Here is a 25,608-nt window from a genome sequence, read left to right as displayed (position 1 = left end):
GGGAAGTGGGCAGCCGGAGCGGTGGATTCATATACACTACATTTCAAAATGACTACTTTGATAACAAATGCCTTAATACCGCTGATTATATACTTTCCTTGCTTAATAAAAAAACAGCCTTGTTCATGACAACAAGACTGTTTTGAATCTTTTTTTACCTGCCACCTTTGATATAAGGCACTCCATTTGCGCGTGGAGCATCGGCACGTCCGATAAAACCTGCTAAAGCTAATATTGTTAGTAAATAAGGCGCAATTAGTAATACTACTTGTGGAATATCTGCTAATAGAGGGATTCCAGAGCTTACTACACTTAGGCTTTGAGCAAGTCCAAAGAATAGTGCTGCACCCATTGCTCCAAGTGGATGCCATTTTCCAAAAATAACGGCTGCCAAAGCCATAAAACCTTGACCGACAATCGTAGAGTGGGAGAAATTCGATGCAATGGTCAAGGCAAATACAGATCCACCCAGTCCACCAAAAGCACCTGAAAGTAAAACAGCTATATAACGCATTCTTTCCACTTTGATACCATTCGTATCTGCTGCCATAGGATGTTCCCCAACAGCTCGTAAACGTAAGCCGAATGGTGTTTGATATAATACATACCAAGCAACAAAAGCTAAAATAAGAGCTAGATAAGAAGTAATATAAATTCCTTCAAAGAAAATCGGTCCAATGATTGGAATATCTGCTAATACCGGAATATCCATCGTGTAGAATGGGCGATCCACCATATCTGTCTGACCTTTTCCATACCAAACCTTGGTTAAATATACGCCGATACCCAACGCCAGCATGTTGATTGCAACCCCACTGACAACCTGATTGGCATAAAAAGTTACGGAAGCAACAGCATGGATAATCGAAAATATCGAACCTATCACCATCGCCACCAAAATCGAGATCCACGGTGTCCAAATACCAAATACATCCGCAAATGTTAAATTAAATACGATACCAACAAATGCACCCATTACCATTAAGCCTTCTAAACCTATATTAACAACACCAGATCTTTCACTAAATACTCCACCTAAGGCCGTCAAAATAAGAGGAGCTGAATAGAATAGAACGGTTGGAATAATCGATTGTAATGCTTCAAACATCTATTTCCCCTCCTTCTTAAAGCGAGATAAAGCCCAGCGTATAATATAACTAGATGCCACAAAGAAAATAATAAGAGCGATAATAATATCAACAAGCTCTGTTGGAACACCAGCTGCTGTAGGCATCTCTCCCGCCCCTTCTTTTAGCACACCAAAGAGAATACCTGCTAATATCACACCAAAGGCATTGTTAGCTCCGAGTAATGCAACGGCAATTCCATCAAAGCCGAGATTCGTAAATCCAGACATGACTGAAATGGTTCCATATGTTCCTAGACCTTCCATTGCACCTGCAAGGCCTGCAAAGCCCCCACCAATAACCATGGATAAAATGATATTTTTACTTACATTCATACCAGCATAATTGGATGCATGGCGATTAAACCCTACTGATTTGAGCTCGTAACCATAAGTAGTCCGCTCAATAATAAACCACATGACAAATGCTGCAAATAAAGCGATTAAAATACCATAATGAACTCTCGAATAAAAAGTAATTGTTTGTAACCATTCGGACGCTAAAGAAGCGGTACCTGCTATTGGCTCTGTTGTTGTACCTTGATCTGTAAGAACATTACGAATAATAGCATTTGTTATATGTAATGCAATATAATTCATCATTATCGTTATAATAACTTCATGTACACCTAGTTTTGCTTTTAATAGACCAGGCAAAAACCCCCAAAGTCCACCAGCAATAGCACCTGCTAATATGGCAAGTGGTAAATGAATAATCATCGGTGCATCTATGGCAAGCCCAATCCAGATAGCCGCAAGCCAACCCACAATCACTTGGCCCTCTGCACCAATATTAAACAGTCCTGTTTTAAAGGCAAACGCTACTGCTAAACCAGTTAATATTAAGGGCGTGGAACGACGAACTGTCTCACCTATCGTATAGGAGTCACCGAAAGCACCAGCCCATAATGCTGCATACCCTTCAATCGGATTATGGCCAGATAATAGCATAATGAGAGCACCTGCTAATAAACCAATAATTACAGAAATAATAGGAACTAATAATCCAAACTTTTTGCTAATAGATGTCATTGACTTGTCTCACCTGCCTTATTTACCTGGCTACCTGCCATCAGCAGACCAAGCTCTTGTTCATTTGTTTCCTCTGGTTTTACGTTAGCCACTACTTTTCCATCAAACATAACGGCAATTCGATCACTAACATTGATAATTTCATCTAGTTCAAAGGATACGAGTAGAATCGCTCTGCCTTTATCACGCTCTTCAATTAACTTTTTATGAATAAATTCAATTGCCCCTACATCCAAACCACGAGTTGGTTGTGTGGCAATTAATAGATTAGGCGAACGGTCAACTTCCCGACCAATGATAGCCTTTTGTTGATTACCACCGGATAGAGCTCGGGCTTTGGTATAAACACTAGGCGTTCTTACATCATATTCTTCGATAATGTTGGTCGCCTTATCAAAAATTTCCTTATAGCTTAACACCTTTGCTTTTGAATAAGGCTTCTGATAATAGGTTTGCAGAACAATATTTTCACCAATGGAATAATCTAATACTAACCCATATTTATGACGATCTTGTGGAATATGTCCCACGCCACTCTCGGTAATTTTACGAGGAGAAAGATTTGAAATTTCTTTATTATTTATTTTAATCGAACCCGATCTCGCTTTACTTAATCCAGTAATTGCTTCTACTAATTCCGATTGTCCATTACCATCTACTCCTGCAATACCAACTATTTCTCCTGCACGAACTTCTAAATCCAATCCTTTTACTAAATCTACTTTACGTGCATCTCTGACATATAAATCTTTAATTTGAAGCACCGTGTCTGTAGGCTGAGCTGTGATCTTCTCGGTTTTAAAATTTACTTCGCGACCAACCATTAACGAAGCAAGTTCCGTCGAATTGGTCTCAGAAACATTAACCGTTCCAATCCCTTTCCCTTTACGAATAACAGTACACCGTTCACACACTTCCATAATTTCCTTTAACTTATGGGTAATTAAAATAATTGATTTACCTTCCTTGACTAAGGAACGCATAATTTCAATCAATTCTTTAATTTCCTGTGGTGTCAAAACAGCTGTCGGCTCATCAAAAATTAATACTTCTGCACCTCGATAAAGTGTTTTTAAAATTTCCACACGCTGTTGCATACCAACTGATATTTCACTGATCTTGGCATCAGGATTTACTTGTAGTCCATAACGATCAGATAGTTCTTGTATTTCATTTCTAGCTTTAGCCAGATCAATTTTCCCAAGTTTATTGGTAGGTTCACTTCCAAGCACAATGTTCTGTGTTACTGTAAAAGGTTCTACTAACATAAAATGTTGGTGAACCATACCGATTCCTAAATCATTGGCGATGTTCGGATTTGAAATGTGTACCGCTTTACCATTGACACGAATTTCCCCTTTTTCAGGTTGATATAAACCAAACAGTACATTCATTAATGTAGATTTACCTGCGCCATTCTCACCTAATAATGCATGGATTTCACCTTTTTGCAACTGGATGGTAATGTCATCGTTGGCGACAATTCCAGGAAATTCTTTTCGTATATTTAGCATTTCTATTGCATATTCCACTCGTTTCACCCCTATATTAAACATACTATTTATATCTTTGTTACTAAAAATGTGCAATGAAAAGGCCTCTTACAAGAAAAGACCTTTTCATTGGAAATTTTCTTGAATTACAAAATAGTAGAGAAGGCTATGCTTAAGCCTTCTCTATAGACCTTATAATGAACCTTCGTATGCTTCTAATTCTTCAGTTGTTTGAGGTGCTTCTACTTCACCATTCAGAAGCTTCTCTTGCCATTCCTCAACAGAAGTAATAATTTCTTCTGTCATTGCTTCTTCATTTGTTGTAGCAAATGTAATACCATTTTCTTCTATACCATATTCAAGTAATTCTCCACCAGGAAATTCGCCATTCATTCCACGGTCAGCAACGTCTTGAACTGCAACGTCTACACGTTTAACCATTGATGTTAGTGTTACATTGTGATCATTGATTTCTCCTTCTTCATGCTGATCACGGTCAACACCAATCACCCAGATTTCTCTTTCAGGGTCATTTTGTTTTATATCTTTCGCTTGGTTAAATACACCATTACCAGTAGCACCAGAAGCGTGATAAATAACATCAATATCATTATCATACATATTGGTTGCTATTAATTTACCCTTAGCAGCATCTGCAAATGATTCTGCATACTGTACATCTACTTCAATATCAGGATTTACTGATTTAGCACCAGCAATAAAACCTGACTCGAACTTTTTAATTAGAGGAGAATCAACGCCACCAACAAATCCAAGTTTATTTGTAGTCGTTTTTAAGGCTGCCGCCACACCTACTAAAAAACTACCTTGGTGTTCTTTAAATGTAATACTGACAGCATTTGGTGCATCTACAGTATCATCTACTAAAGCAAAATTAGTTTCAGGGAATTGATCTGCAGCTGTTTGAATATCTTCTTTTAATTCAAAACCAATACCATACACTAAGTTATATTCATCACGAACAAAACGAGTAATGTTCGGCATATAATCAGCTTTTTCATTTGATTGAGCATAATCATAACCTTCATCTTCAGTTAAACCATTTTCCTCGCCCCACGCTGTAATACCTTCCCAAGCAGATTGGTTAAAGGATTTATCGTCTACACCACCGATATCGGTAACCATTGCAATTTTGTAATCTCCAGAAGCAGCTTCCTCTTCGGTAGCATCTTCTGTATTTTCTTCTGCACCTTCAGTTGATTCTGATTCTGTTCCTGAAGTGTCTTCAGTGCCCTCTTCTTCTGTTTCTGTACCGCATGCAGCTAAAAACAGACCTAATGTTAACACTAAAACAAATAATAAAAATGTACGATTTTTCATCGTGTCCCCTCCTGTTTTTTATATTTATGTAAGGAAATTTGCATACGCAAATGCATTCTCCTTGCATGATTCTTTCAGGACATCCTTTAATGATGATTTTTTCTGAAAGCTGAATTAATAGTACCACTATTGATGAAAATTATAAATACAATTGTAAAAAAACATTTCATAAAATTCATAATCCTGTAACAAAAATGAAACATTCTTTATTGTTAGTAAAACAATACTTTTATCATCTCCTCCATACTCCCCATTTGATAAAAAACAAATCCTATAAAACTCCAAATGAAAACCCTTTCTTTCGTTGTTTTTATTATATAGGTATGACGTCCAACAAGTCAACACTAATTTAATAAACACATAGAAAAACCGACTGCTTTTATCTGTAAAGGCAATCGGTTATTATTAATATAGTTGATACATAAGCTATCATGGTTGATTGAAAAACGTATGAGTTGAATTAAATTAAACCGTCTTCATTTCACGTTTATATTGATACATTTTCTTATCTACCGTCGAATAAAGTTCATCAACGGTCATCAATTCATTATACGTCTGATACCCATAACTGAAACTCAATTGTTGAATAAATGGATTATTATTCTTTTGTAATAAATTTCTAATATCAGCAATAAGGGATTCAGTACTCTCCACCTGATTCTCCACCACTACGATAAATTCATCGCCTCCAAGACGAGAAACAAAACCAGAATTTGAGAACACCTTTTTCAATATCGTTGCGAATTCAATAAGTACATGGTCTCCTACATCATGCCCATACTGATCATTAATCTCTTTAAAATAATTTAAATCGATCAGCAAAATGCCAAATGACCGGTTTTCTTCCAACAAATGTTGTAAGTATGTTTCATAACTTTGCCTATTATATAATTTTGTAAGGAAGTCTTCTTCTGTAGATGTAGTTTCAAGAAAAATATAAGCAACTAAAATAGCTAGAACAATAGAGGTCCAAGAAAAGTAAAGCTTTGAATCGAATAACTGGACAACCATTCCAATGATTGGAAGCATAAAGAAAATAATAAATATAGTGGCTACATAGGTGTGGATTCTATCTTTGTTTTTATATAAAAAGTAGAGCATGTAGATATATAGACTTGCTAGAACAAAGTAATGAAGGGATTTGAAGTCACCACTACTATAACTATTCGTCACAGGTTCTACATTGAAATACACTGGATGAAAGATGTTAATGATTAAAATAACGAACGTGAGGATACTTAAATGTTGATAAAAACCTTTTTTGTAAACTCTTTGGGGATCCTTGAAAATATGATAATCAACATAAGCCAGTAGCAATCCGCCGATGATTGGTCCCATCATAAATAAGATGAAATTAGTTGAATACTCCAGGAAATAAGCGCCAGGAAACTGCATACCATCAAATATCCAAGTTAACGGTTCTATAATAATAGCAACAGCAGACATCATCATCAATATTTTCAGCAATTTCTTACCGAAGCTTTTAACTCTTGCCTTCATCTTGATAATAATATATAGAACAACCAGCACCATTAAGGCAAAAATATTTAATTGAAATTGCACTAAGTAGTCCATACCCTTTTACTCCTATCTACTTTTTTATAACTTTATAATCGTTCTTTTTATTGAATTTTATTATAATACTATTTTCGACTCGCGTCAAAGGTATGATGAGGTTTTTTGACGGTTTTTGATAGATATTGTCACTGTGATGCATTGAGATTAGACGACGGATTTTTATCTTATAAAGAACACCCATGTTTTAAATTATGGAGTAAAAAGAAGGTAAAAAAATAATACAGAAAAATAAAGAAGAAACCTTGGCAACAAACTGCTGCTTCTCAAACAAATAAGGTAAAGGTAATCCGCTCATAAAGTAGTAATTGATACAGAGGTGAGTTGAGACCATATTAACCTTTACCATTCTTAATTTATTTATTATATATTTGATTTATTACTTATCACTTTAGGATTTAACTCGCTATTTAATATAATTGCTTTGAAAAGATGGATAAATGGGTAATGTCAAATCAAAGACATCTTCTTTCATTCCGTCTTTTCTCCCTTCTCTCTATCGAGATTCTTCTTTTCTGCATACATGCGTTTATCCGCTACTCTATATAACTCATCTTTTGTCTCTCCATCAGAGGGATAGCGACTAACACCGATACTAGCAGATAAACTAATTGTTTTATCATCGAATAACGTCATCGGCAAGTATAGCTGACTTCTTATTTCTTTAACAATCTGCTCCGATTCATCAACATTAAATAACAAAACGAATTCATCTCCTCCTAATCTAGCAACATGATATTTACTTGGTACTACTCCTTTAATAATATTTGCGACACGCTGTATAGCATAGTCTCCTGCTTGATGGCCGTATGTATCGTTTATTTGCTTTAATTTGTTTAAATCTAACAACAGTAAGTAGAAAATTTCTTTTTCGCTTAATAGATCAGCTATTTTCTTTTCAAATGCAGCACGATTTGGTAAACCAGTTAGCATATCGTGGTAAGCCAAATACTGTACTCTCTCTTCTTTTATTTTAGCTTCCGTAATATCCTTAGCCATAATAACTTGTAACCTTTTTTCCTCTACTTGAATAAAATCAGAATCCACCTCTACCGTTTTTCTTTGTTTTGCTTTGTTCTCAAACGATAACTCTGCATTTTTTAGCTTAATTTCCTCTGCAAAAGACTTTTGATACTTACCCATAAACACTAGCCTGTCTACCCCACCCAAAAAAGACACTAATGGAGATTGAATCAGATCCTGCTGTTCCACAGCTAGATATGAAAAAATCCTCGGACTTGCCTCCACCACCTTCGCTTTCTCATCCAAAATAAGTATTCCTAGCGGAGCGCGTTGAAATAGTATATTATACTTTTTTTCATAAGACGATAAATAATCATACCTTGACATACTAAGGAAAATAGCAATCATCCAGAATAATGATCCATGTGGAATGAAGTAATAAAAGAAGTACAAACTAGTACCCTGAAATAATATAGATAGTGTTAACAATGAAACTGTCCAAACAAAATATAGGGCTATTCCTTTAAGCCATAATTTTGCAGCATTATTTCCTTTTTTCATTTCAATTACGGTAAGAATAATATTTATAAAAAGATAGATAAAATCAACTATCCATATCAAATATAAACCAGTTCCGGGTATGAATAGTGCTTCTTGGGAACTCGCATCCGACGATAACATCCATGAATCTATAGGTATTGTCATTAATAAAAGAATGCCCGGAATAAATAAAAGTTTAAATAACTTACCATTCCTAGAATTATACATCTTAGCATTCATTAACCAGAGGTGTAGAGCTAATAAAGCCCCAATAAGTATGGCTCCATTAATCCAATAAATAATAATAGTATTAAAGTATTTCGGATATATAACTAAAGATGTAAATACACCAAAAAACCACATCGATGTACAAATATACAATAAACTGCACGTAATGTGCCTTGCACTGTGACGATTATGACTGTAAATCATGCCTGCCATAAAGATGAATATACAAGCTGGTATAAGATACAAGATGAAATAAAACAGAATATTCAAAGAAGTCACCTACTATTTCTACAAAACTTACATATGCAGAGTTATTATTTATAAAACTAATATTATGCATAGCGCTTTTTCAACTTACCAATTATAGTCATTACGATAGATTTTTTCTATATTTCAGGATAACTCTAGTTCCTTTTGTTTATGATAAGTATATTACATTTTTACTAGTTTTTGAAAATTTTTCGTTCATATCTTTAAGCAAAATTTCATTAGTACAACAATAGTACTCAAATAAACTGTGATTCTTGTTCCTATCCTTAAGTCCTAGAATTCCAATTAATCAATGACTTGTTAACCATCTGCTAATTTCTTACCTAATTATAAAAGGCTATACATTATTCATTTTTATGAATGAATGCATAGCCTTCTTTATTATTTCTTTTTTGTATTACACCACTCAGGAATGAAGGTAAGTAACGTTTTAGTAAAGGAAATTAATTCTTCCAATTCAACCTTTTCATCCACCGAATGTGCTTCGCTCAATTTTCCCGGACCATAAATTGCTGTTGGAATCCTGGCATCATTGAACCATCCTGCATCTGTAACCGTTTTTGACATACCAATTGACGTAGTCTTCTGTTCCACTGCATAATGGGATTTTTCCAAGAGCTTGATCGCTGGATGTTCGGGGTCTACTTCAGCAGACGGGAATATTTCTCCCAGGTCTTCTATCATTGATTTTCCTCCCCATTCGAAAAGAAGGGGATTATTCTGAAACCAAGGATCTTTCTGAACAGATCGCTGTAAGTATTGCTCTATTTCCTTTGATACTGCTCGATAATTTTCATTAGGGTAAAAATGTACAGTAATCCAAAGGCGGCATTCATCAGCAACAAAAGCAGGATGTCGTCCTCCTTCAATTACAGCAGGATTTATAGTGGTCGTTCCTTTTTTAAAACCTGGGTATTGCTTTGTATCTGCCCATTCTTTTTCTAATCTATGTAAGTTTTCAATAATTTTTGTCATTTTTTCTATCGCACTTGCTCCGTGACCAGTTTCATTTAATTCAGCGCGCATCGCGTCATGATAAACTTCTTTACTTTTTACAGTGATCCAACCTGTGATGACGCCTCCTTGTCCCTGTATCTCACGATCGCTTCCATCGATAACCAATGCAAAGTCAGCCTTATATCCTTTTTCGATGCAAGAAAGAGTACCAGCTTCCCCTACTTCCTCACCAATTACAGTCTGCAGCTGCAGATCGCCTTTTAATTCAATTCCCTTTTCATGTAATACTTTCATTGCGAATAAGGCACATGCGACTGCTCCCTTCATATCCGAAACACCACGTCCGTAAAGATAACCTGATTGCTCTGTAAGGGAAAAAGGTGACACTGTCCAACTCGAATCGTCTCCCACATCTGCCACATCAATATGTCCGTTAATAATCAGACTGTTGTATACATCAGGTTGTTTTCCTTTCTTAATTCCGACAAGGTTAGGATCATTAGGGAAGACATTCCAACGCTCTGTGCAAAAGTCTATTTTTTCTAAAAAATCTGCAATATATGCTTGGATTTCAGATGTGTTTCTAGCTGGTGGGCTTACGGTTGGATAACTAATAAGCTTTGATAAAATATGTTTTAATTCTTCTTTTCTTTCATCTACAAGACTTGCAAGTGCTGATTCTCTCATCGGGCATTCACCGGCCAATTCTCTTTGTTGTCAACCATATCCCAAAACATATACTCAAATTGACTAGTTTTCACTACAATTTCTTCGATTTGAGCTAATTCATGTTCAGGCTTCCCTTCTGTGACCTGATTCATCAATTGCTTAGTCTCTTCGGCTAAGTCGGTAAATTCATTCGAACTATACATTTCGATCCAGCTTTTGTAGAAATTATCATCAAGAGCTCCTGGCCATTTTGCCAAAGACTTTCCGATAAAATTATAGCTCCATTCACATGCGAGCACAGAAGCGACAACATTTTCCACTCCACCGCGCTGAGATAGATTTAACATATAACTTGTATAAGCCGTTGTTATCGCAGATGGTTCAGTCGCTTCGAGTTCTTCTTTAGAAATACCAAAATCAGCTGCATACTTCCTATGTAGATCCATTTCCACATCTAATACTCCGTGTAAAAGTTTGGCAAAGACCGTCATTTTTTCTAGGTCCTCCGCTTTCGCACTACCTATTGCAAAAAGTCTCGCATAATCGATGAGATATACATAATCTTGCTTTAACCAGTGTTCGAATTTTTCCTGCTCTAATGTACCGTCACCTAAACCTTTAACAAAAGGATGATCCAAATAAGAACTCCAAATCGGTTCTACCCTTTCCCATAGACGATCTGTAAATAATTTGCTCATTTTACACTCTCCTTTTTTACTTAATAATAGATAGTAAAATCCATTTAGTAGCCAGAGAAGCAGGTGTAATTGCATAATAAAAACCCATCACCATTACAGGGAGAAGGGTTAGTAATATACAGAATAGTGAAACAATCTATATATCTACCAATTCCACTTCCCTACGCTAGTGTTAACTAGATCAGGTTCAAAGGGTCGAATTACTCTCTCAGCATCTTCATGCTCCCCTAGTCGAATTTACGCAATATTTAATTTCCATTATTAGTATACTAGCAAATATTTGGAAAAGCAAAATAAATTAACCTGTGAATTCATAGCACGGTGAACATATTAAGGCTCCACTAATTATCATTGTGTTTATTAATATGTTATTTTTTATGTTGGTTATGATAAAACTCGTAGTTTGCTATTCATCAACTTTAACTAATAACTTTCCGATATTATTTCCTTCAAATAAGTCAAGGAATGCTTCTGGGATTTTGTCGAAGCCTTCTTTTATAGTTTCTTCATATTTGAGTTTGTCTTCTTGAAGCCATTGTGCAAGTGCTTTAGAACCTTCGGCGAATCGGTCTGCAAAGTCTCCTAATGTAAAACCTTGCATTAAGACACTTTTCTTAATCAGTGTTGTTTGAATACGTGGTCCGATATCTTCTCCTTCGAGGTTGTAACTTGATATCGCTCCACAAATAGAGATTCGTGCATATTTATTTAGATTTGAGTGAACCGCATCAGATATTTCTCCACCGACGTTATCAAAATAAACATCGACTCCATTCGGACATGCTTTTGCGATATCTTCCTGCAAATTAGAGGTAGTCTTATAGTTAATTGTCTCATCAAAATGCAATTCTTCTTTTAAATATTGATTCTTTTCATCGGTACCAGCGATTCCGACAACGTGTGCGCCTTTTATTTTAGCAATTTGGCCTACAACGGAGCCGACAGCACCTGCCGCTCCAGAAATAACCACTGTTTCGCCCTCTTTTGGTTTACCAATGTCAAGCAATCCGAAATATGCGGTTAAACCTGGCATACCTAAAATACCTAAATGAGTAGAAATCGGTGCAATATCTTTATCTATTTTCCTCACTTCATCTTCCTTCGCAGTATAATAGCTTTGCCAGCCATAGCTGCCCAGGACAATATCGCCTATTGCAAATTGCGATGACTTAGATTCGACTACTTCACCGATTGCTCCTCCGCCAAGCACATCATCTATTTGATATGGTGGAACATAGGAAGGAGCATCAACCATTCTGCCACGCATGTAAGGATCAACGGAGACATAAATTGTGCGAATTAACACTTCCCCATTTTCCGGCTTTTTTATATCTGTTTCTGCAAATTTAAATGTATCTTTATCAGGTGTTCCTTCTGGTCGCTTTGCTAAAAGAATTTGTTTGTTTATACTCATGTCTATCACTCCAAATATTATTAAAGTTTCTTCTTCCTTAAAATAACAGAAATGAGCTTCTAGCTAAAGTTACTTGCTTATTAATTTTAACTCTACTTATTTTTCTTTTTATTTAGCGATAACTACGGTTAAGGATAAGTGATCTCCCCCCAGAGAGACCGCATATAAATATAATAGATTCCTTTTATGAAACATCAAGAACCGTCCGGGATCAGTGAAAAAGTAATGTTTTTTATTGGAGATAGTAAAGAAGGGATTCTAAACAAAGCCAAAAATTGTTTTTGTATGAATTTTCGGTAATTTTTTAGGGGTATTTGAGGCTATTAGGCGGATGCTATTGCTGCTATCCGCTTAATGTTTGTTGCTATTGCTGCTAACTTTGATTGTTGAGACACGCTGAATAGACCATATCCCCTTGCTCGAGATAGGCCATGGAATCGTTTAAGCTCCGCATTTTTCCCTTCAATAGAAGCTCTTTTTTTATATTTTTCTTTAAATTCTTCTCTCTTTTGATATTGAGATATGTCGTAGAACTCTGCCGTATTTAAACCAACTGTTAGAATTCTACGTGCTGCTTTTTTAGCGCACAAATCATGTAACGGACATGCTTTACACTGCTCGATATCAAAATAATACTTATATCCTTGCCTTTCCCCGTCCTTGTTTTTTGATGTGAAATATTTCTTTTTGACCGTGGTATTACCTTGGCTACAGGACCATTCATCCGAATCTTTGTTATAAGTAAAATTAGATTCATCTATACGATATACGGTAGAACTAACTGGAATAAAAGGTTGTGCCTCTATGGCTTCAATTGCTTCTAATATTGGTTTTCTAAAGTAAGCTTTGTCTCCATATACTTCTTCGATAGTCATTCCGCTTTTAAGTGTTAATTCCAATATCTCGTTCATGAAGCTACCATCCAAATAAGCACCGTGTCCCGTACGAACGGCCGTAATAATGCGTTCCACAGTAGTCATCATAAATTCTGCTTTAAATCCATAAAACGATTCTGTTTTACTTTTGCGACCTACCCTTGCATCTTCATCCACAATGGAGCGAACCCCTTTTTGATTTATAAATTTAGGGTCATAAAGAATGTCCTTCGCCTTCTGAATCCAGGAGCTGGTAAGCTCATGATCGTCTGTCATTTGCTTTTCCACATGATCGATCACTTCTTCCAAGTAAGATTTCATACGTGCTTTTGCTTCTCGGTGATCGGATAATTCTTCATAATTTGGTATTTCAGGTAAACCATCAATTTGTTTTCCAGTTTCTGTTTCATATGCATGAACAATCATTCGTGCTAAATGCTTCATTAAACGCTCAGGCGTTTTCTTAATTGTATTTGCCATAATGTGCGTGGCATCTATGCTCACACTACTCCCTTGTAATATGCCGTTTTCCACACATTGACGTACCATTTCTGTGAGGATACCATCAAGTGTATCCTCTCCAAGACGATGTGTTCTAAATTTGGAAAGAAGACTCTTGTCGGGTAATTCATCTTCAGGATTAATGCCTATAAAGTACATGAAAGCTAAATTTAAACGAGCTTCTACTTGTACTTTTTCGTCCGATAAATTGTATAAGTGTTGAAGAAAAAGTAGCTTACACATCATTTCCGGTTCTTTTGCTGGACGCCCAAAATCTTTACAATAGGTGTCTTCTAGCAATATATTAATAAAGCTAAAATCAATGACAGAAGAAATGACTTTTAGTATATGATTTTCTGGAATTTTATCGTATAATACAGAGTGAAAACTAGATTGCTTTGAATGATTTCGAAGCATGAAGAAAAACCCCCTAATGGTTTGGTATTTGGACGTACTAATTATACCATTTAGGGGGTTTTTATAGTGACATATCTTATTAAAATGTCACAAAAATCTATTATTTAATGACTTTTTTAAAATACAGGGGAATTCGGTGACTTTTTCACTGGTCCCGAACCGTCCCCATGTTTCACTTTCACAATCATTCTCCCGCTTACTTGCCCTTTCAGTAATTTAGGAAGAACATCAGGAAGTTGCTCTAGACTAACTTCTTCTGCCACAAACTCTTCCAAATTTGCTGGCTTGATATCATTAGCGAAACGTTGCCATGTTTTTACTCGCGTCTCCATTGGACAGTTTACAGAATCAATGCCTAATAAATTTATGTTTCTCAAGATAAATGGGATAACACTAGTCGGCAGTTCAGTTCCACCAGTCAATCCACTAACAGCAACAGAGCCACCGTATTGAATTTGAGTTAAAAGAGATGCAAGAGGTTCGCCACCCACAGGGTCAACAGCTGCTGCCCATTTTTGTTTTCTAATAGGATTTAATTCTCCATCATATACCTCTTCACGAGAAATAACGGTATCTGCTCCAAGCTTTTTTAAATAGTCATGTTCAGCGTCTTTACCTGTACTGGCTTCCACCTCATAACCAAGTGAAGCTAAAATCGATACTGCAAAGCTTCCTACACCACCTGTAGCTCCTGTTACAAGCACTTTGCCATTTTCAGGTGTCAGATTGTTTTTTTCCAAGCGTTGAACAGATAATGCCGCCGTGAATCCTGCAGTACCGATGATCATTGCTTCTTTTAGAGAAAGACCTTCCGGCAGCGGAACAATCCACTTTCCCGGGATACGCGCATATTCACTATATCCCCCGAAATGGGAAACACCGATCTCATAGCTTGTTGCAATGACTTCATCTCCCTCCCTAAACTGTGGATCGTCAGATGAAACGACAACACCTGCTAAATCAATGCCAGGTATTGCAGGATACTCTCTTATAATTTTACCATCTGGATGTGCAGCAAGGCTGTCTTTATAATTTATCCCAGAATAATGTACTCTGATTAGTACTTCTCCCTCTTGTAAATCTCCAAAGGATAGTTCATTGACTTTTACGGAAAATTCTTGATCTTTTTTATCGACAACTAGTGCCCTAAATGTATCTGGCATTTTTCATCTTCCTTTCTATTATTAATTGATCCAATTAATTGCCATTGTTTTTTTGACATAAACAAGCTTTCCTACCTCGGCCACCTTTAACGTATATTCTACATACATGCCAGGTGGTGTGGCAATATACACTGCATCAACCTTTTGAAAAGCAGGACCACTCTTTACTTCTGTTACGTCACCACAGCCAATTATTCCCCAACGAACTTTTTTGAAACCCGTGAATGTGCGCCTCCTCTTTTTTTAATTAAAGCAATATGAAGTTTGTTTTTATTATTTGTATTTACTATATAGTTTAGCATTATCGCCTCAATCATGCTTGAATATTATTTATTGTATTGTTGCATGATAATGTAGTGTATTGACAGACCTTCCCCATGTTTCAGTGGCCTTTTCACAGGGAAGATGGTAAAGAGAGGTGATATAATGAATAAGGTAAAAGCTATAGATGAGATCAAAAAGATTTTAGATGTGTCTAAGGTTGGTGTACTATCTACAGCATATGATAATCTGCCACACAGCCGCTATATGATCTTTTATAATAAGGAAGAGGTTTTATACACAAAGACAAGCAAGGACTCTTTCAAAGTTGAAGAGATAGAAAGTAATCCCCATGTGTATATTTTATTAGGTTATGAAGAAACGAAGAATCGAAGTTATGTGGAAATTACCGGAAAAGCAGAAATCGTAGAAGATCAGGAAACAATTGATTGGTTATGGAATATACAGGATAAAAGTTTCTTTGAGTCTAAAGAAGATCCAAGATTGACAGTGTTAAAAATTACACCAACCGAAATCAAGCTATTGAATGATGATAACCTAGATACACCAGAGACAGTCAATTTTACAGATTAACAAAAAATAGTGCTACTGTTGATGAAATGTCAATAGTAGCACGTTTTTTCTTTTATCTAACTAGTGAACCATGTTTACAAACCAAAATCCCGCTCATACGTCTTATGCAATACATACCTTTGCAGTCCTCTTGAACTTGTTCTTGCTTGAAGTGCATGGTTTTTAGCGCTTTCTATATTATCTCGTTTTCGCTCAAGTTCTGCTAACAAGGCATACTTCTTCCACCTTGTCTTTATTTGTTCCGCTAAAGCTTCTGCCTTATCTAAATCACCTTCCTCCATCAGGATAGAAGATTGATAGTACAAGCTATATTCAGAATGGTTAATATGTGTAACATGTTCTTTTGCTTCCTGCAAATTTTCAAAATACAAAGCTCGTACGACTCGATATGACGCATGGCGTGAGCCTTGTTTATACTTATGCAAAAGTGTTTCTGTTAAATCTTCTACTTTGTCATCCAACTTATTTGCTAAAGCATATATAATGTAAAAGTTAGGGTCTTTTTTATTTTTCAACAAAAATCGTTCTAATTTATCAACATCTGTTTGCCAAAGTGTTGTATAAAGCATTGGAGCTAAAAGAATGACTAAGATTAGTAGAACCACGAAAACTATCGTAAAAATATTATTCAGATTAAAATATCCCAATACAAAAAATGCTACTAAACTAATAAAAAAAGCAGTAATATATCTCATCATCCACATCCTATTATTTTAATCTCCTGCAGACTTACAGAGAACCCTTCCAATTCATTACTTTTCCACACTTCTAACAAAATCGAAAACTTGTTTAACGGTTTGGAGATTTTTACTTTGACTTAACAGAGTAAAACCATATGCATCATGATTTGTAAATAATATTAACGGATCTGTGAAGAAGGCATACTTTTTAATATAACTTATACTAGAATTCTTCGTTATCACCCACATGTTATTCGCACATGCTAAGTCAAACCAATCACAAAATACTGCGTCTAACTGCAACTCATCTTTTATTTTCACCGTATAGCCGGGAACTTCAGCGAGATAATTTTTTCCATCGGAGTAAGTCAGTATTCTTCTTTTTGAATCTCTATATTTAATCGAGAAACATTTTCCTTGCTTAAGTGTTTCAAGTATGGTGTCATCGTAACCTTCAAAATGAAGATAAAAAGGAAACGAGAGCAGTTTAACAGCCAGTTTTTGCATTAGCTCACTAGTTGCCTTTGTGTAGTCATCCTCATCCACTGTTACAAAAAATTTATCGTATTGACCTGTTGTGTGAAACCAATCTATTTCCAAGTTGTTATCATGTATAATTTCTATTTGTATATCGATAACCTCCCACTTACATAATTTATACCACAACTTTTACTGCAAGCTATACTTTTTCTGAAAGAGATAACTTAAGTTAATTGCTGCTCAGCAAAAGATCTGTATAATGCATGAGTTTCTAAAAGTTGCTGATGTGTCCCTTTTCCAGTAATTTCACCATTTTCAATAAAAATAATTTGATCAGCATGAACGATTGTTGCAAGTCGGTGGGCAATCACGAAGGTGGTTCTTCCTTCCATTAACCGATGCAGCGCTTTTTGGACAACTTGCTCGGATTGGCTGTCAAGACTGGCTGTTGCTTCATCTAGTAATAACAACTTAGGATTACGCAGAAAGGCACGAGCAATATTGATTCGCTGCCGTTGTCCACCTGAAAGCTTCGTGCCTCGTTCGCCAACTTCTGTATTCAATCCTTTTGGAAGCTCTTGAATGAACTGTTCGGCATATGCCATTCTAGCAACAGACCAAAGCTCTTCCTCAGAAACATGATCAGCATTTGTTAATCCATAGGTCAGATTCTCACGCACCGTACCAGACATCATCGAACTTTCTTGTGACACATAACCTAGTTGTGAACGCCATGCTCGTAATGATAAAGAATTAATAGACTCTTCTCCAATCAAAACTTGACCTTTTGTTGGATTATAATATCTTTCAATCAAGCCAAATACTGTAGTTTTTCCTCCTCCACTCGGTCCTGCAAAAGCAATCATTTCTCCAGAAGCTACCGAAAAAGACATATTCTTTATAATGGAATCATCTTCATCATAGGAAAAATCTACGTTATCAAAGGTGATAGGCAAACCTTCAATCATAAGATCCGCTCCCTGTTGCTTTTCTTCCACTTCTTCATCAAGTATTTCCATTATCCGTCCTGTAGCACCTTTTGCCTTTTGAAGCTCAGTAAAAAACATGGCGAAACTTGTGATCGGAAAAACAATTTGAAATAAATAAAGCAAAAAGGCCACCAATGATCCTGTCGACATCGTTTCTTCTTCTACTCGAATCCCACCATAGGCAATGATCACCACAATTACCAGCATCACGACCATATACATAAAAGGAGCAATGACAGAGAATATTTTCGATTCCTTTAAGCCTGTTTTCAGTAGCGTGCGGATGCCTTTATTTCCTTTTTGGAATTCTATATCCTCGGCTGTCGATGATTTCATTAATTTTATTTCACTTACTGTCTGCTGGATTTCTCCTTGGAAACTGGCTGTCTGATCCTGCAGATTACGGGATATTTTTGACATTCTTGAACCTAATGGCATCATTACAAGCACCGTTAATGGCACAGCAATCAGCATCATCAGTGTCATACGCCAATCCATAATGAACAAGATAATGACTGCCCCCAAAATCGAAATGAGACCAGAAATGAATTGAGGGAAATGCTGTGAAACCAGATTTTTCACAATCCCGGTATCATTAATGACACGACTAACCGACTCACCACTTGGCTGCTGGTCAAAGTAACGAACAGGTAACCGAATCATTTTCGACCAGATCACCTCTCGTAAACCCGCAACCACTTTTTGGCCTACATAGGAAAGGGCATATGCAGAAAAGCCATCAATTAAGGCATGGATCACGAAAACTCCCACGATGAGGGCAATAAATCCAAGGCTAATGGATGCGATAGAAAAGCCGTCAACTAATTCTCTTGTCAGTAATGGAATAGTTAAACCGACTAAGGTGGTCAGAACACTACCTGCCAGACCGAGGATTAATATTAATTTTGGCAACTTTAATGAAAAAATAAGCGACATAAAGGCTTTCACTGATTGATTATTCATAAATTATCTCCTTTTTCTTCTTGATTGAAAAATTCTGCTACTATCTGATCCAGCCATGCTTCTTCTTGTTTTGTTAATGGCAAATACATCAGCTTATCCCAATCCTTTAAAAATTGATTAATTTTCTCTTGATTCTCCTCTTCTTCCAGATCGATAGTAAAGATTTGTGTTAATTCTTGATAATCCTGAAGTTCAAGCGTTTCAAATAGATAGGTTTGTAGTTTCTCTAACATCCTAATTACTTCAGGATGGTCACTAGGTTTACCAGCCAACCGCTTCACTTCTTTGAAAAGATTCAACAGTTTTTGCTCCGAGTGCATTTTTTCCGAGAGCGTAACATCGAATATCTTTGCTAAAGCCTCATCCTTTAAAATCGACTTGGAAATTTCCCTCTGCTGTTTCTCTGTTTGCATTCCAGCTATTAAACTGAATAGAAAGGTGCTGTCTATTTCCTTTTCCTGATCGATTAAATGGACGGTTCGATGAATGATCTCCAATGAGGTGTCAATTCTTTCCCTATCCTTTTTCAACTTTTTTTCTTGTATTTTCAAGGTATCCCTAAAGCCTAAATCCATATTATCAGATTGTATGTATTGCTTGATTTCGCTTAATGGAAAGCCTAATGATTTTAGAATAGTGATCTGATGCAGTCGAATAGCGTCTTTTCTTCTATAGATACGGTGGCCTGTTTTTCTATCACGATGCGGATGCATAAGATTCTTTTCCTCGTAGTAATGCAAGGTGCGTATCGAGACTCCTGTATATGAGGCGAATTCACTTACCGTAAAGCTTTCTGTCTCCACAGATTTCACTCCTCTCTCTATTGGTTAAATATAGCATATCACCTCACGTAACGTTAGGTGCAAGTGTTTTATAATTTATGTGGAATCGTCTGTAGAGATAGGATTATGAAAGCGAAAGCCAACTCCACTGAGAGTTGGCTTTCTATCATTATTAGTCATTTTCCTTTATGATCCCAGTATCCACATAAGTAACTTCCCCAGTATGAGCGTTTATTTTTTCAATATGACCGCCCGTTTTCGGAAAGTCAACAAGATAAGAAAGCGTGTAGTATGTGACATCATCAAGATCTTTCACAGAACGAGATAATGTCATCTCCACTTCACTAAAGAAACGGTGCTCAGCTTCTTCCATCGTTAGAGTGGGGGAAAGGTTTAACTGTGAAAGATTGTATAGTTGTTTTTCTGTCAAATTGGTAACAGAACATTCACGAATAGTGCCTGTGTAAATTCCTACATGAACATGTGCCTCGTACCCATTTAATCTTATCCCCTGATATTCCTTGTAAAATGTAAACATCGATGTTGGTTCAGGATCAGGTAACTCCTCCCATTCTTCCTCCTCAAAATCTTCTGACTCTCCTTGTTCGATCTCCTCTTCAAACAATTCTTCATCGAATTCAGTCAAATCCTCACTTGGGTCATAAGGCTCCTCTATTACGTACTTCTCATGAACATTACCAACTACTAACTCCAAAAACTTTTCGGCTCTCTCTTGCAATTGACCTAGAGATAATTTAGCGTCTTCCTCATTATTTTCGTACGGAAGATTAGAATAACTAAAATGACCCTTTTCATTATTATAAATAGAAATTATAGCTTCTTCTTCCATGGGTACCGTCGGATCAACCCATATTTCAGAGTCATCCTCCCCAAGCTTTTTCATTAAGCCAGCATGTACATGTAACATTTCTTCTATTGTTTCTGTCGGTGTTGTCTCAGCAATACGGTGCACAGGCTTAATTTCCGTATCCATAAATTCATATAAGGACTCCACCTTGCCATCCACACTGACTGACATTAAATCATCATTTGTACGGTAAACGAGCATCGCATCTCCGTAATTTTTCTCATCTTCATCAGGTAGATCAATAGCGAGTTGAAGATAGCCAGCTGATCTTAATCGCTCTTTTGCTTCTTCCTTAGAAATTTCAATGGTTGGATACTCGAGGACAAAATCTGTTTGACCAATCGTAGCTGAAGTTAACTCCCCATTTCTTGTAAAATGCAGAGTGCATCCTGTATGAGGAATAGCAATATTAAGCTTTGGATCGCGCTCCTCATAGATTACCATATAAGTATTATCCGTAAATTCGTTCAACATACTAAACTGTACTTCTCGATCAATGAAAGTATCAACAAAAAGTTGTGATAGCCTCATTATTTCATTAGTGTTTACAGGTATATCACTTAAAGTTTCTTCCATTTCATCTTCATCATAGAAAGAATAGGACTCATAACCTTCAAATTGTCCTTCATCATTTAGTAAAACTACACCATATTCCTCTTTGGTCACTGAGTCTACTATCTGTGAACCATCTTCATCAGTTGCTATTTCAATTGCATTACTTTCTGATACGAATGGCTGTAATTTTTTTATTAAATTTTTCATATTTTCGCTCCATTTCAAAGATATTTTGGTGAATTGATAGTTATACGAGTCTACTTACAAAAAGGTTACATTTTACATAAAGTGAGATTTTATCGCCTACTTAGATTCTTTGCTAAAGCTCGATTCCTTATATGGGGATGTTACGAACGTTTACACCGTAGTTAAAATCAAAAAAAAAAAGCCTTCACGCCCATATAATCAAGGAGTAAAAGCTATCTATAGTCTTTGTTATAAAAAATTGCATTTTCTAATCTCTTTCAATTCCCGCAACACCAAATCCCCCTGGACCAGCGTGCGTAGATATCATTGCACCTGCTTGAATCCATGTGATATTCTCAAATCCATTTTCTTTTGCAATTTCGGTCATTTTCGTCTTGATTTGTTCATCTAAGCCAATCGAATAAATTAGATATAACTGTTCCTTATCAAGTTGATATTGATTGAAATACTCCTGGATCAGTTTTTCAGTAACAAAACTCATTTTACCGCGATATTTTTTAGTAGAAACCAGCTTACCATCTTTTAATTCAATGCATGGTTTTATTTTTAACAGAGCCCCGCCAAGATAAGCTATATTACTGACTCTTCCACCCGCTTTCAAAAATTCTAAACTACCAGGAACAAAGGCAAGTCTTGATTTTGTTACGATGGATTCGATTTTCTTAACTAACTTTTCTGGTTCTATCCCAGGTTCTTTTTCTAATATATTCACAGCGTACATTACAATAGCTGCTAATCCTCCAGTGACGTTTAAGGCATCAATTAGAAATATATTCTCCAACTCTTCGGTAGCAATCACGGCATTTTGGAAAGAAGATGATGCTTTTGAGGTATAACCGATATGAACAATCACGCAACCTGGATTGTTTGCTTGAATATTTTGAAAAAAATGTTGATACTCATGGACGTTAGTTGCTGTGGTGGAAGGGATTTTTTTCGTTCGGTCGTAAAAGTCATAGATCTCTTCCACCGGTAAGGAACCATCTAAATAATCTTTACCATCCATAATCACGTGCATCGGAACCACTTGTACAAGTTGTTGCTCAGTAACACCTTCTGGTAAATCCGCTCCACTTTCAGTCGTTAAAATAATTTTACTCATTTTAAAGGCTCCTTTCTAATTGCTTAATTTTTTCTTACTCTTACTATACATGAATATCTAATATCTGCCAGAAAAATATAAAAAGATATGTAAAAGGATAGCAAATTACCTGCATTAAACATCCTAACCAAAAATAGATCTAATTAGATTAATAATTCTAATTAGATCTATTTACTTGCACTAGTGCAAGATTATTTAGCATTTCTTGTATTTGAACTTGATTTAGATTCCGCTATCTTTCCTAGAAAAAAGCCGTCAATTTCATTTAAGTTTCCTCTCCAGAGTATATTACCTTTAGAAGGGGTTGATTTACTGTCACCACAATACACTTTTGTATTTTTTAAATGAATGAAGCTTGCTGAATCATTTGTATTTGTTTCAGCATCTTGACTTGCCTGCGCTAATTGTTCACTGATTTTTTTGATATTTCATTCCCATCTTCAAAGGCATCACTTAATTCTTCAAAGTATTCCTGGGCTGAAATCGTTGTGCCCGAAACAAGTGCTCCATTGAGATTTAGCGTAATATCCAGGTTGAAATCATGTTTATTCGTAGCTTGTACAAAAAAACCAAGAATTGTATCAGCACTCATTGATATCACTCCTCTTTCTCTTCAGATTTTGTGTCATCATTATTAGAAACAGATGTATCAGTCGATTCAGTTTTTTTGTTGGTTTTATTCGTTGTTTTACTTTTAGGCTTCTTAGTACTGGAAGATTGCTGACTACTTTGTTTTTTAGTGGAAGTATTTTTTTCTTTAGCTATGGAAATTTGATTTAATCTCTCCTCCAGATATTCCAACCTTTCTTGCAATTCCCTATTTTCTTCCTTCAATTCTAAATAACTTTCTTCATCTACTAGTTCAGTGGTTACCTCACCATCAGCATTTGCTTGATCATTTTTCTCATCTGTAAAGACCGTAGAATCTTTTACACGCTGATAAACATTCTGCGTTTTTTGTTTTCCTGCTTCTTTTAAATTTGATACCTTTCCTTTTGTTGCTTTCCCTAAATTCTTTCCTTTTTCTTTCCATTGCGTGTCATTGATACGTGCAATAAGTTTTTTGCTGTTTTCAGGTGTTGCAAGGTATCCAATTGTCGCTCCTACCACTCCACCCGTGACAGCTCTTCTGATAGGGGCTTTGTTGTTTTCGTTCCCTGATTGTTCTTCTCTCATGATCACCACTCCTCAATTAGTTATTAGTAGTTGTCTTCATCGTTTTCTCCAACTGATTTAATCGTTCATGAAGCATTTTATTTTCCTCTTCTAATGCCTTCGTGTTTTCATTAGCTTTAGAACTGAGATAAGGATCTGTTTCCCACCAATCCATACCTATTTCCTTCGCCTTATCTACCGAGGCTACAATTAACCTTATTTTGATCGTTAACAATTCTACATCAGCTATTCCTACCGAAATATCCCCTGCTATCACCACGCCTTTGTCCAATATCTTATCTAATACATCAACAATCGTATTGGATTGGGTTGGGTGTTCTACTGGCATAGCCATTCACCTCCAGTTTTTCATTACATCAAGTTTCCTAAAGGTCCCAGGTCAATATTTAAATCCTCTGCATCAAGACCAAAAACATCCTTTAGCTCTTCCATTTTTTCTTCTAGGTTCATTAACGCAACACCTAAGTTCTCTATTTGTTCTTCTGTTAAATTGCCACCTTCCACTCTCCTCATGGCATGCCTTTCCACTATTTGTCTCAATAGCTCTATTACTGTCATTACAAGCTGTGCAAGTCCTTCTTCGGCATTATCAGGATCTAGATTAATCCGGCCATCTTTCTGATTCACTGGTTGCATGGGACAGTTCCCTCCTTTGATTATCAAATTGCTCAGACGTAATACTACTCTCACGAGATTGTACAAGTTTCTCTACAGAAGAAATCAACACTCTTAAATCTAAATAGACGAGGTCTACTCCCGCAATGGAAATAATTAAGTCTCCCTTTATAGCAATTCCTTTATCCAGGATCACATCTAAAATATCAATCAATGCAATATCCTTGTTTTCGACAGATTCCTTTATCGGCATGATGATTCCCTCACTTTAAATCGGAAAAATGATAGGCTGGCCAAGGACCCGATAATTCTAAGGTAAAGCCTCTCTTATCTACCGACTTTTCAATTTGTACCAATTTATCTTTTAATGATTCAACCATTGGTCTTTCCAGAAAATATACACTGTTCCAGCACATATTCTCCTTGCGTCCTGTCATTTCTTTATTCCAATTTTTCTTAATAATTGACTCTAGGGCAAACTGATTCATTTGCTCATGAACTTCTTTACAAATCTGATGTTTTTCCTTTTCCAATTCCTCTTCCATTAAACTGTCCATTTTTTTCATTTCAAAAAATCGACGTCCAGGTGATAGGTGATTGATTTCTTGTTTCTTGGCTTCTATCGTGGAACTATGCTGACTTATATCTGCTTTTAACTGCTGATCAGCACAGTAGATTTTCAAATTCCATTCTTCTTTTTCTTTCAAATTTTCTAAGGTATTTTTCATCTTTTCCTTTTTAGTTTCTATTGTCTGATAGAGTCTTTCTTCATTTTTATAAATCGTACAAAACTGTAAAGGGATTAAGGTATACGTATCATTGAGATCCATAATGGTTTGATGATGATGAAGAGCCTTTTGTTGAAGCCAATCCATATCATTTTCGGTTTTTTCTTGCAATACTTGCTCAGAAAACTCACTTTCGTTAAGGCCACAAACTACCGCTTCCATAGATCCGACTGGAATCGTGTAGATGCTTTCTTTGTCATCAAAGCCGTTGATTTTTGGTAATGGTTTTTCCTTTGATTCATTTTCTGGGATAAAACCATATAGATAAATTAATTGTTCCACAATC

At 36.1% G+C, this 25,608-nt stretch carries 22 protein-coding genes, 3 pseudogenes and 1 riboswitch; of the genes and pseudogenes, 1 reads left to right on the top strand and 24 read right to left on the bottom strand.

The genetic code is table 11. The annotated features are described in order from the left end of the window. Positions 1-154: 154 nt before the first annotated feature. The 12 genes and pseudogenes from BN3107_RS04545 to BN3107_RS19760 form a co-directional block, all read right to left on the bottom strand. Positions 155-1,108, bottom strand: a complete 954-nt coding sequence (locus BN3107_RS04545; RefSeq protein WP_058306442.1) for an ABC transporter permease — start codon at positions 1,106-1,108, stop codon at positions 155-157. Then, positions 1,109-2,158, bottom strand: coding sequence for an ABC transporter permease (locus BN3107_RS04540; RefSeq protein ID WP_058306441.1), 1,050 nt, complete (start codon positions 2,156-2,158; stop codon positions 1,109-1,111). Next, complete coding sequence (locus BN3107_RS04535) at positions 2,155-3,690, bottom strand: ABC transporter ATP-binding protein (protein WP_058306440.1); 1,536 nt, start codon at positions 3,688-3,690, stop codon at positions 2,155-2,157. Before BN3107_RS04535 ends, BN3107_RS04540 begins: the two co-directional genes overlap by 4 nt. Before the next feature lie 153 nt (positions 3,691-3,843). Continuing rightward, positions 3,844-4,992: a BMP family lipoprotein gene (locus BN3107_RS04530; RefSeq protein WP_058306439.1), complete on the bottom strand. Its 1,149-nt coding sequence runs from the start codon at positions 4,990-4,992 to the stop codon at positions 3,844-3,846. Positions 4,993-5,457: 465 nt separating this feature from the next. Continuing rightward, positions 5,458-6,567 (bottom strand): diguanylate cyclase, encoded by a 1,110-nt coding sequence (locus tag BN3107_RS04525; RefSeq protein ID WP_058306438.1) that lies wholly within the window; start codon positions 6,565-6,567, stop codon positions 5,458-5,460. 471 nt (positions 6,568-7,038) lie between these two features. Beyond that, on the bottom strand, positions 7,039-8,568 hold the full coding sequence (locus BN3107_RS04520; protein ID WP_058306437.1) for a sensor domain-containing diguanylate cyclase: 1,530 nt from the start codon (positions 8,566-8,568) through the stop codon (positions 7,039-7,041). 381 nt (positions 8,569-8,949) lie between these two features. After that, on the bottom strand, positions 8,950-10,212 hold the full coding sequence (locus BN3107_RS04515) for an acetylornithine deacetylase (RefSeq protein ID WP_082631229.1): 1,263 nt from the start codon (positions 10,210-10,212) through the stop codon (positions 8,950-8,952). Next, complete coding sequence (gene tenA, locus BN3107_RS04510; protein ID WP_058306435.1) at positions 10,209-10,892, bottom strand: thiaminase II; 684 nt, start codon at positions 10,890-10,892, stop codon at positions 10,209-10,211. Before tenA ends, BN3107_RS04515 begins: the two co-directional genes overlap by 4 nt. A gap of 141 nt (positions 10,893-11,033) precedes the next feature. Then, a riboswitch (TPP riboswitch) is annotated at positions 11,034-11,131 on the bottom strand. A gap of 167 nt (positions 11,132-11,298) precedes the next feature. Continuing rightward, positions 11,299-12,306, bottom strand: a complete 1,008-nt coding sequence (locus tag BN3107_RS04505; protein ID WP_058306434.1) for an NADP-dependent oxidoreductase — start codon at positions 12,304-12,306, stop codon at positions 11,299-11,301. Positions 12,307-12,632: 326 nt separating this feature from the next. After that, positions 12,633-14,099: pseudogene (locus tag BN3107_RS04500) on the bottom strand (IS1182 family transposase); the annotation flags it as partial. A 116-nt stretch (positions 14,100-14,215) separates the two neighbouring features. Further along, positions 14,216-15,262 carry an NADPH:quinone oxidoreductase family protein gene (locus tag BN3107_RS04495; protein WP_058306433.1) on the bottom strand — a complete coding sequence of 349 codons (1,047 nt, stop codon included), beginning with the start codon at positions 15,260-15,262 and terminating at the stop codon, positions 14,216-14,218. 33 nt (positions 15,263-15,295) lie between these two features. Then, positions 15,296-15,457: pseudogene (locus tag BN3107_RS19760) on the bottom strand (gfo/Idh/MocA family oxidoreductase); the annotation flags it as partial. 231 nt (positions 15,458-15,688) lie between these two features. On the opposite strand from BN3107_RS19760, the gene BN3107_RS04490 reads away from it, so the two are divergent. Further along, positions 15,689-16,117 (top strand): pyridoxamine 5'-phosphate oxidase family protein, encoded by a 429-nt coding sequence (locus BN3107_RS04490; RefSeq protein ID WP_058306432.1) that lies wholly within the window; start codon positions 15,689-15,691, stop codon positions 16,115-16,117. A gap of 74 nt (positions 16,118-16,191) precedes the next feature. Here the strand turns inward: BN3107_RS04490 and BN3107_RS04485 are convergent, their stop codons facing one another. The 12 genes and pseudogenes from BN3107_RS04485 to BN3107_RS04430 all read right to left on the bottom strand — a co-directional run bounded on the left by BN3107_RS04485 (position 16,192) and on the right by BN3107_RS04430 (position 25,604). Next, complete coding sequence (locus BN3107_RS04485; RefSeq protein ID WP_148434665.1) at positions 16,192-16,815, bottom strand: hypothetical protein; 624 nt, start codon at positions 16,813-16,815, stop codon at positions 16,192-16,194. A 54-nt stretch (positions 16,816-16,869) separates the two neighbouring features. Next, a complete protein-coding gene (locus BN3107_RS04480) occupies positions 16,870-17,463 on the bottom strand; it encodes a hypothetical protein (RefSeq protein WP_058306430.1) in 594 nt (197 codons plus the stop codon). Positions 17,464-17,501: 38 nt separating this feature from the next. After that, complete coding sequence (locus BN3107_RS04475; RefSeq protein WP_058306429.1) at positions 17,502-19,229, bottom strand: ABC transporter ATP-binding protein; 1,728 nt, start codon at positions 19,227-19,229, stop codon at positions 17,502-17,504. Further along, positions 19,226-20,032 carry a MerR family transcriptional regulator gene (locus tag BN3107_RS04470; protein ID WP_058306428.1) on the bottom strand — a complete coding sequence of 269 codons (807 nt, stop codon included), beginning with the start codon at positions 20,030-20,032 and terminating at the stop codon, positions 19,226-19,228. Before BN3107_RS04470 ends, BN3107_RS04475 begins: the two co-directional genes overlap by 4 nt. Positions 20,033-20,183: 151 nt before the next feature. Then, positions 20,184-21,641, bottom strand: a complete 1,458-nt coding sequence (locus BN3107_RS04465) for a PepSY domain-containing protein (protein WP_058306427.1) — start codon at positions 21,639-21,641, stop codon at positions 20,184-20,186. A gap of 247 nt (positions 21,642-21,888) precedes the next feature. Next, positions 21,889-22,743 (bottom strand): DegV family protein, encoded by an 855-nt coding sequence (locus BN3107_RS04460; protein ID WP_058306426.1) that lies wholly within the window; start codon positions 22,741-22,743, stop codon positions 21,889-21,891. A 191-nt stretch (positions 22,744-22,934) separates the two neighbouring features. After that, positions 22,935-23,335 (bottom strand): annotated as a pseudogene (gvpU, locus tag BN3107_RS20260) (gas vesicle accessory protein GvpU). A 5-nt stretch (positions 23,336-23,340) separates the two neighbouring features. After that, positions 23,341-23,919 (bottom strand): YtxH domain-containing protein, encoded by a 579-nt coding sequence (gvpT, locus tag BN3107_RS04450; protein ID WP_058306425.1) that lies wholly within the window; start codon positions 23,917-23,919, stop codon positions 23,341-23,343. Between the two features lie 16 nt (positions 23,920-23,935). Then, a complete protein-coding gene (gvpJ, locus tag BN3107_RS04445; protein ID WP_058306424.1) occupies positions 23,936-24,247 on the bottom strand; it encodes a gas vesicle protein in 312 nt (103 codons plus the stop codon). A 23-nt stretch (positions 24,248-24,270) separates the two neighbouring features. Beyond that, complete coding sequence (locus tag BN3107_RS04440) at positions 24,271-24,555, bottom strand: gas vesicle protein K (protein WP_058306423.1); 285 nt, start codon at positions 24,553-24,555, stop codon at positions 24,271-24,273. Then, positions 24,521-24,787: a gas vesicle protein gene (locus BN3107_RS04435; protein ID WP_058306422.1), complete on the bottom strand. Its 267-nt coding sequence runs from the start codon at positions 24,785-24,787 to the stop codon at positions 24,521-24,523. The genes BN3107_RS04440 and BN3107_RS04435 overlap by 35 nt, the downstream gene beginning before the upstream one ends. A 10-nt stretch (positions 24,788-24,797) precedes the next feature. Continuing rightward, the gene (locus BN3107_RS04430) at positions 24,798-25,604 is read right to left on the bottom strand and encodes a GvpL/GvpF family gas vesicle protein (protein WP_058306421.1); all 807 of its coding nucleotides are present in this window, start codon (positions 25,602-25,604) and stop codon (positions 24,798-24,800) included. Positions 25,605-25,608 lie beyond the last annotated feature (4 nt).

This window comes from Gracilibacillus massiliensis, assembly GCF_001458115.1.
Taxonomy (GTDB): domain Bacteria; phylum Bacillota; class Bacilli; order Bacillales; family Amphibacillaceae; genus Gracilibacillus; species Gracilibacillus massiliensis.
Note: the sequence above shows the minus strand (reverse complement) of the source record. Positions and strands in the feature narration are given on the sequence as shown.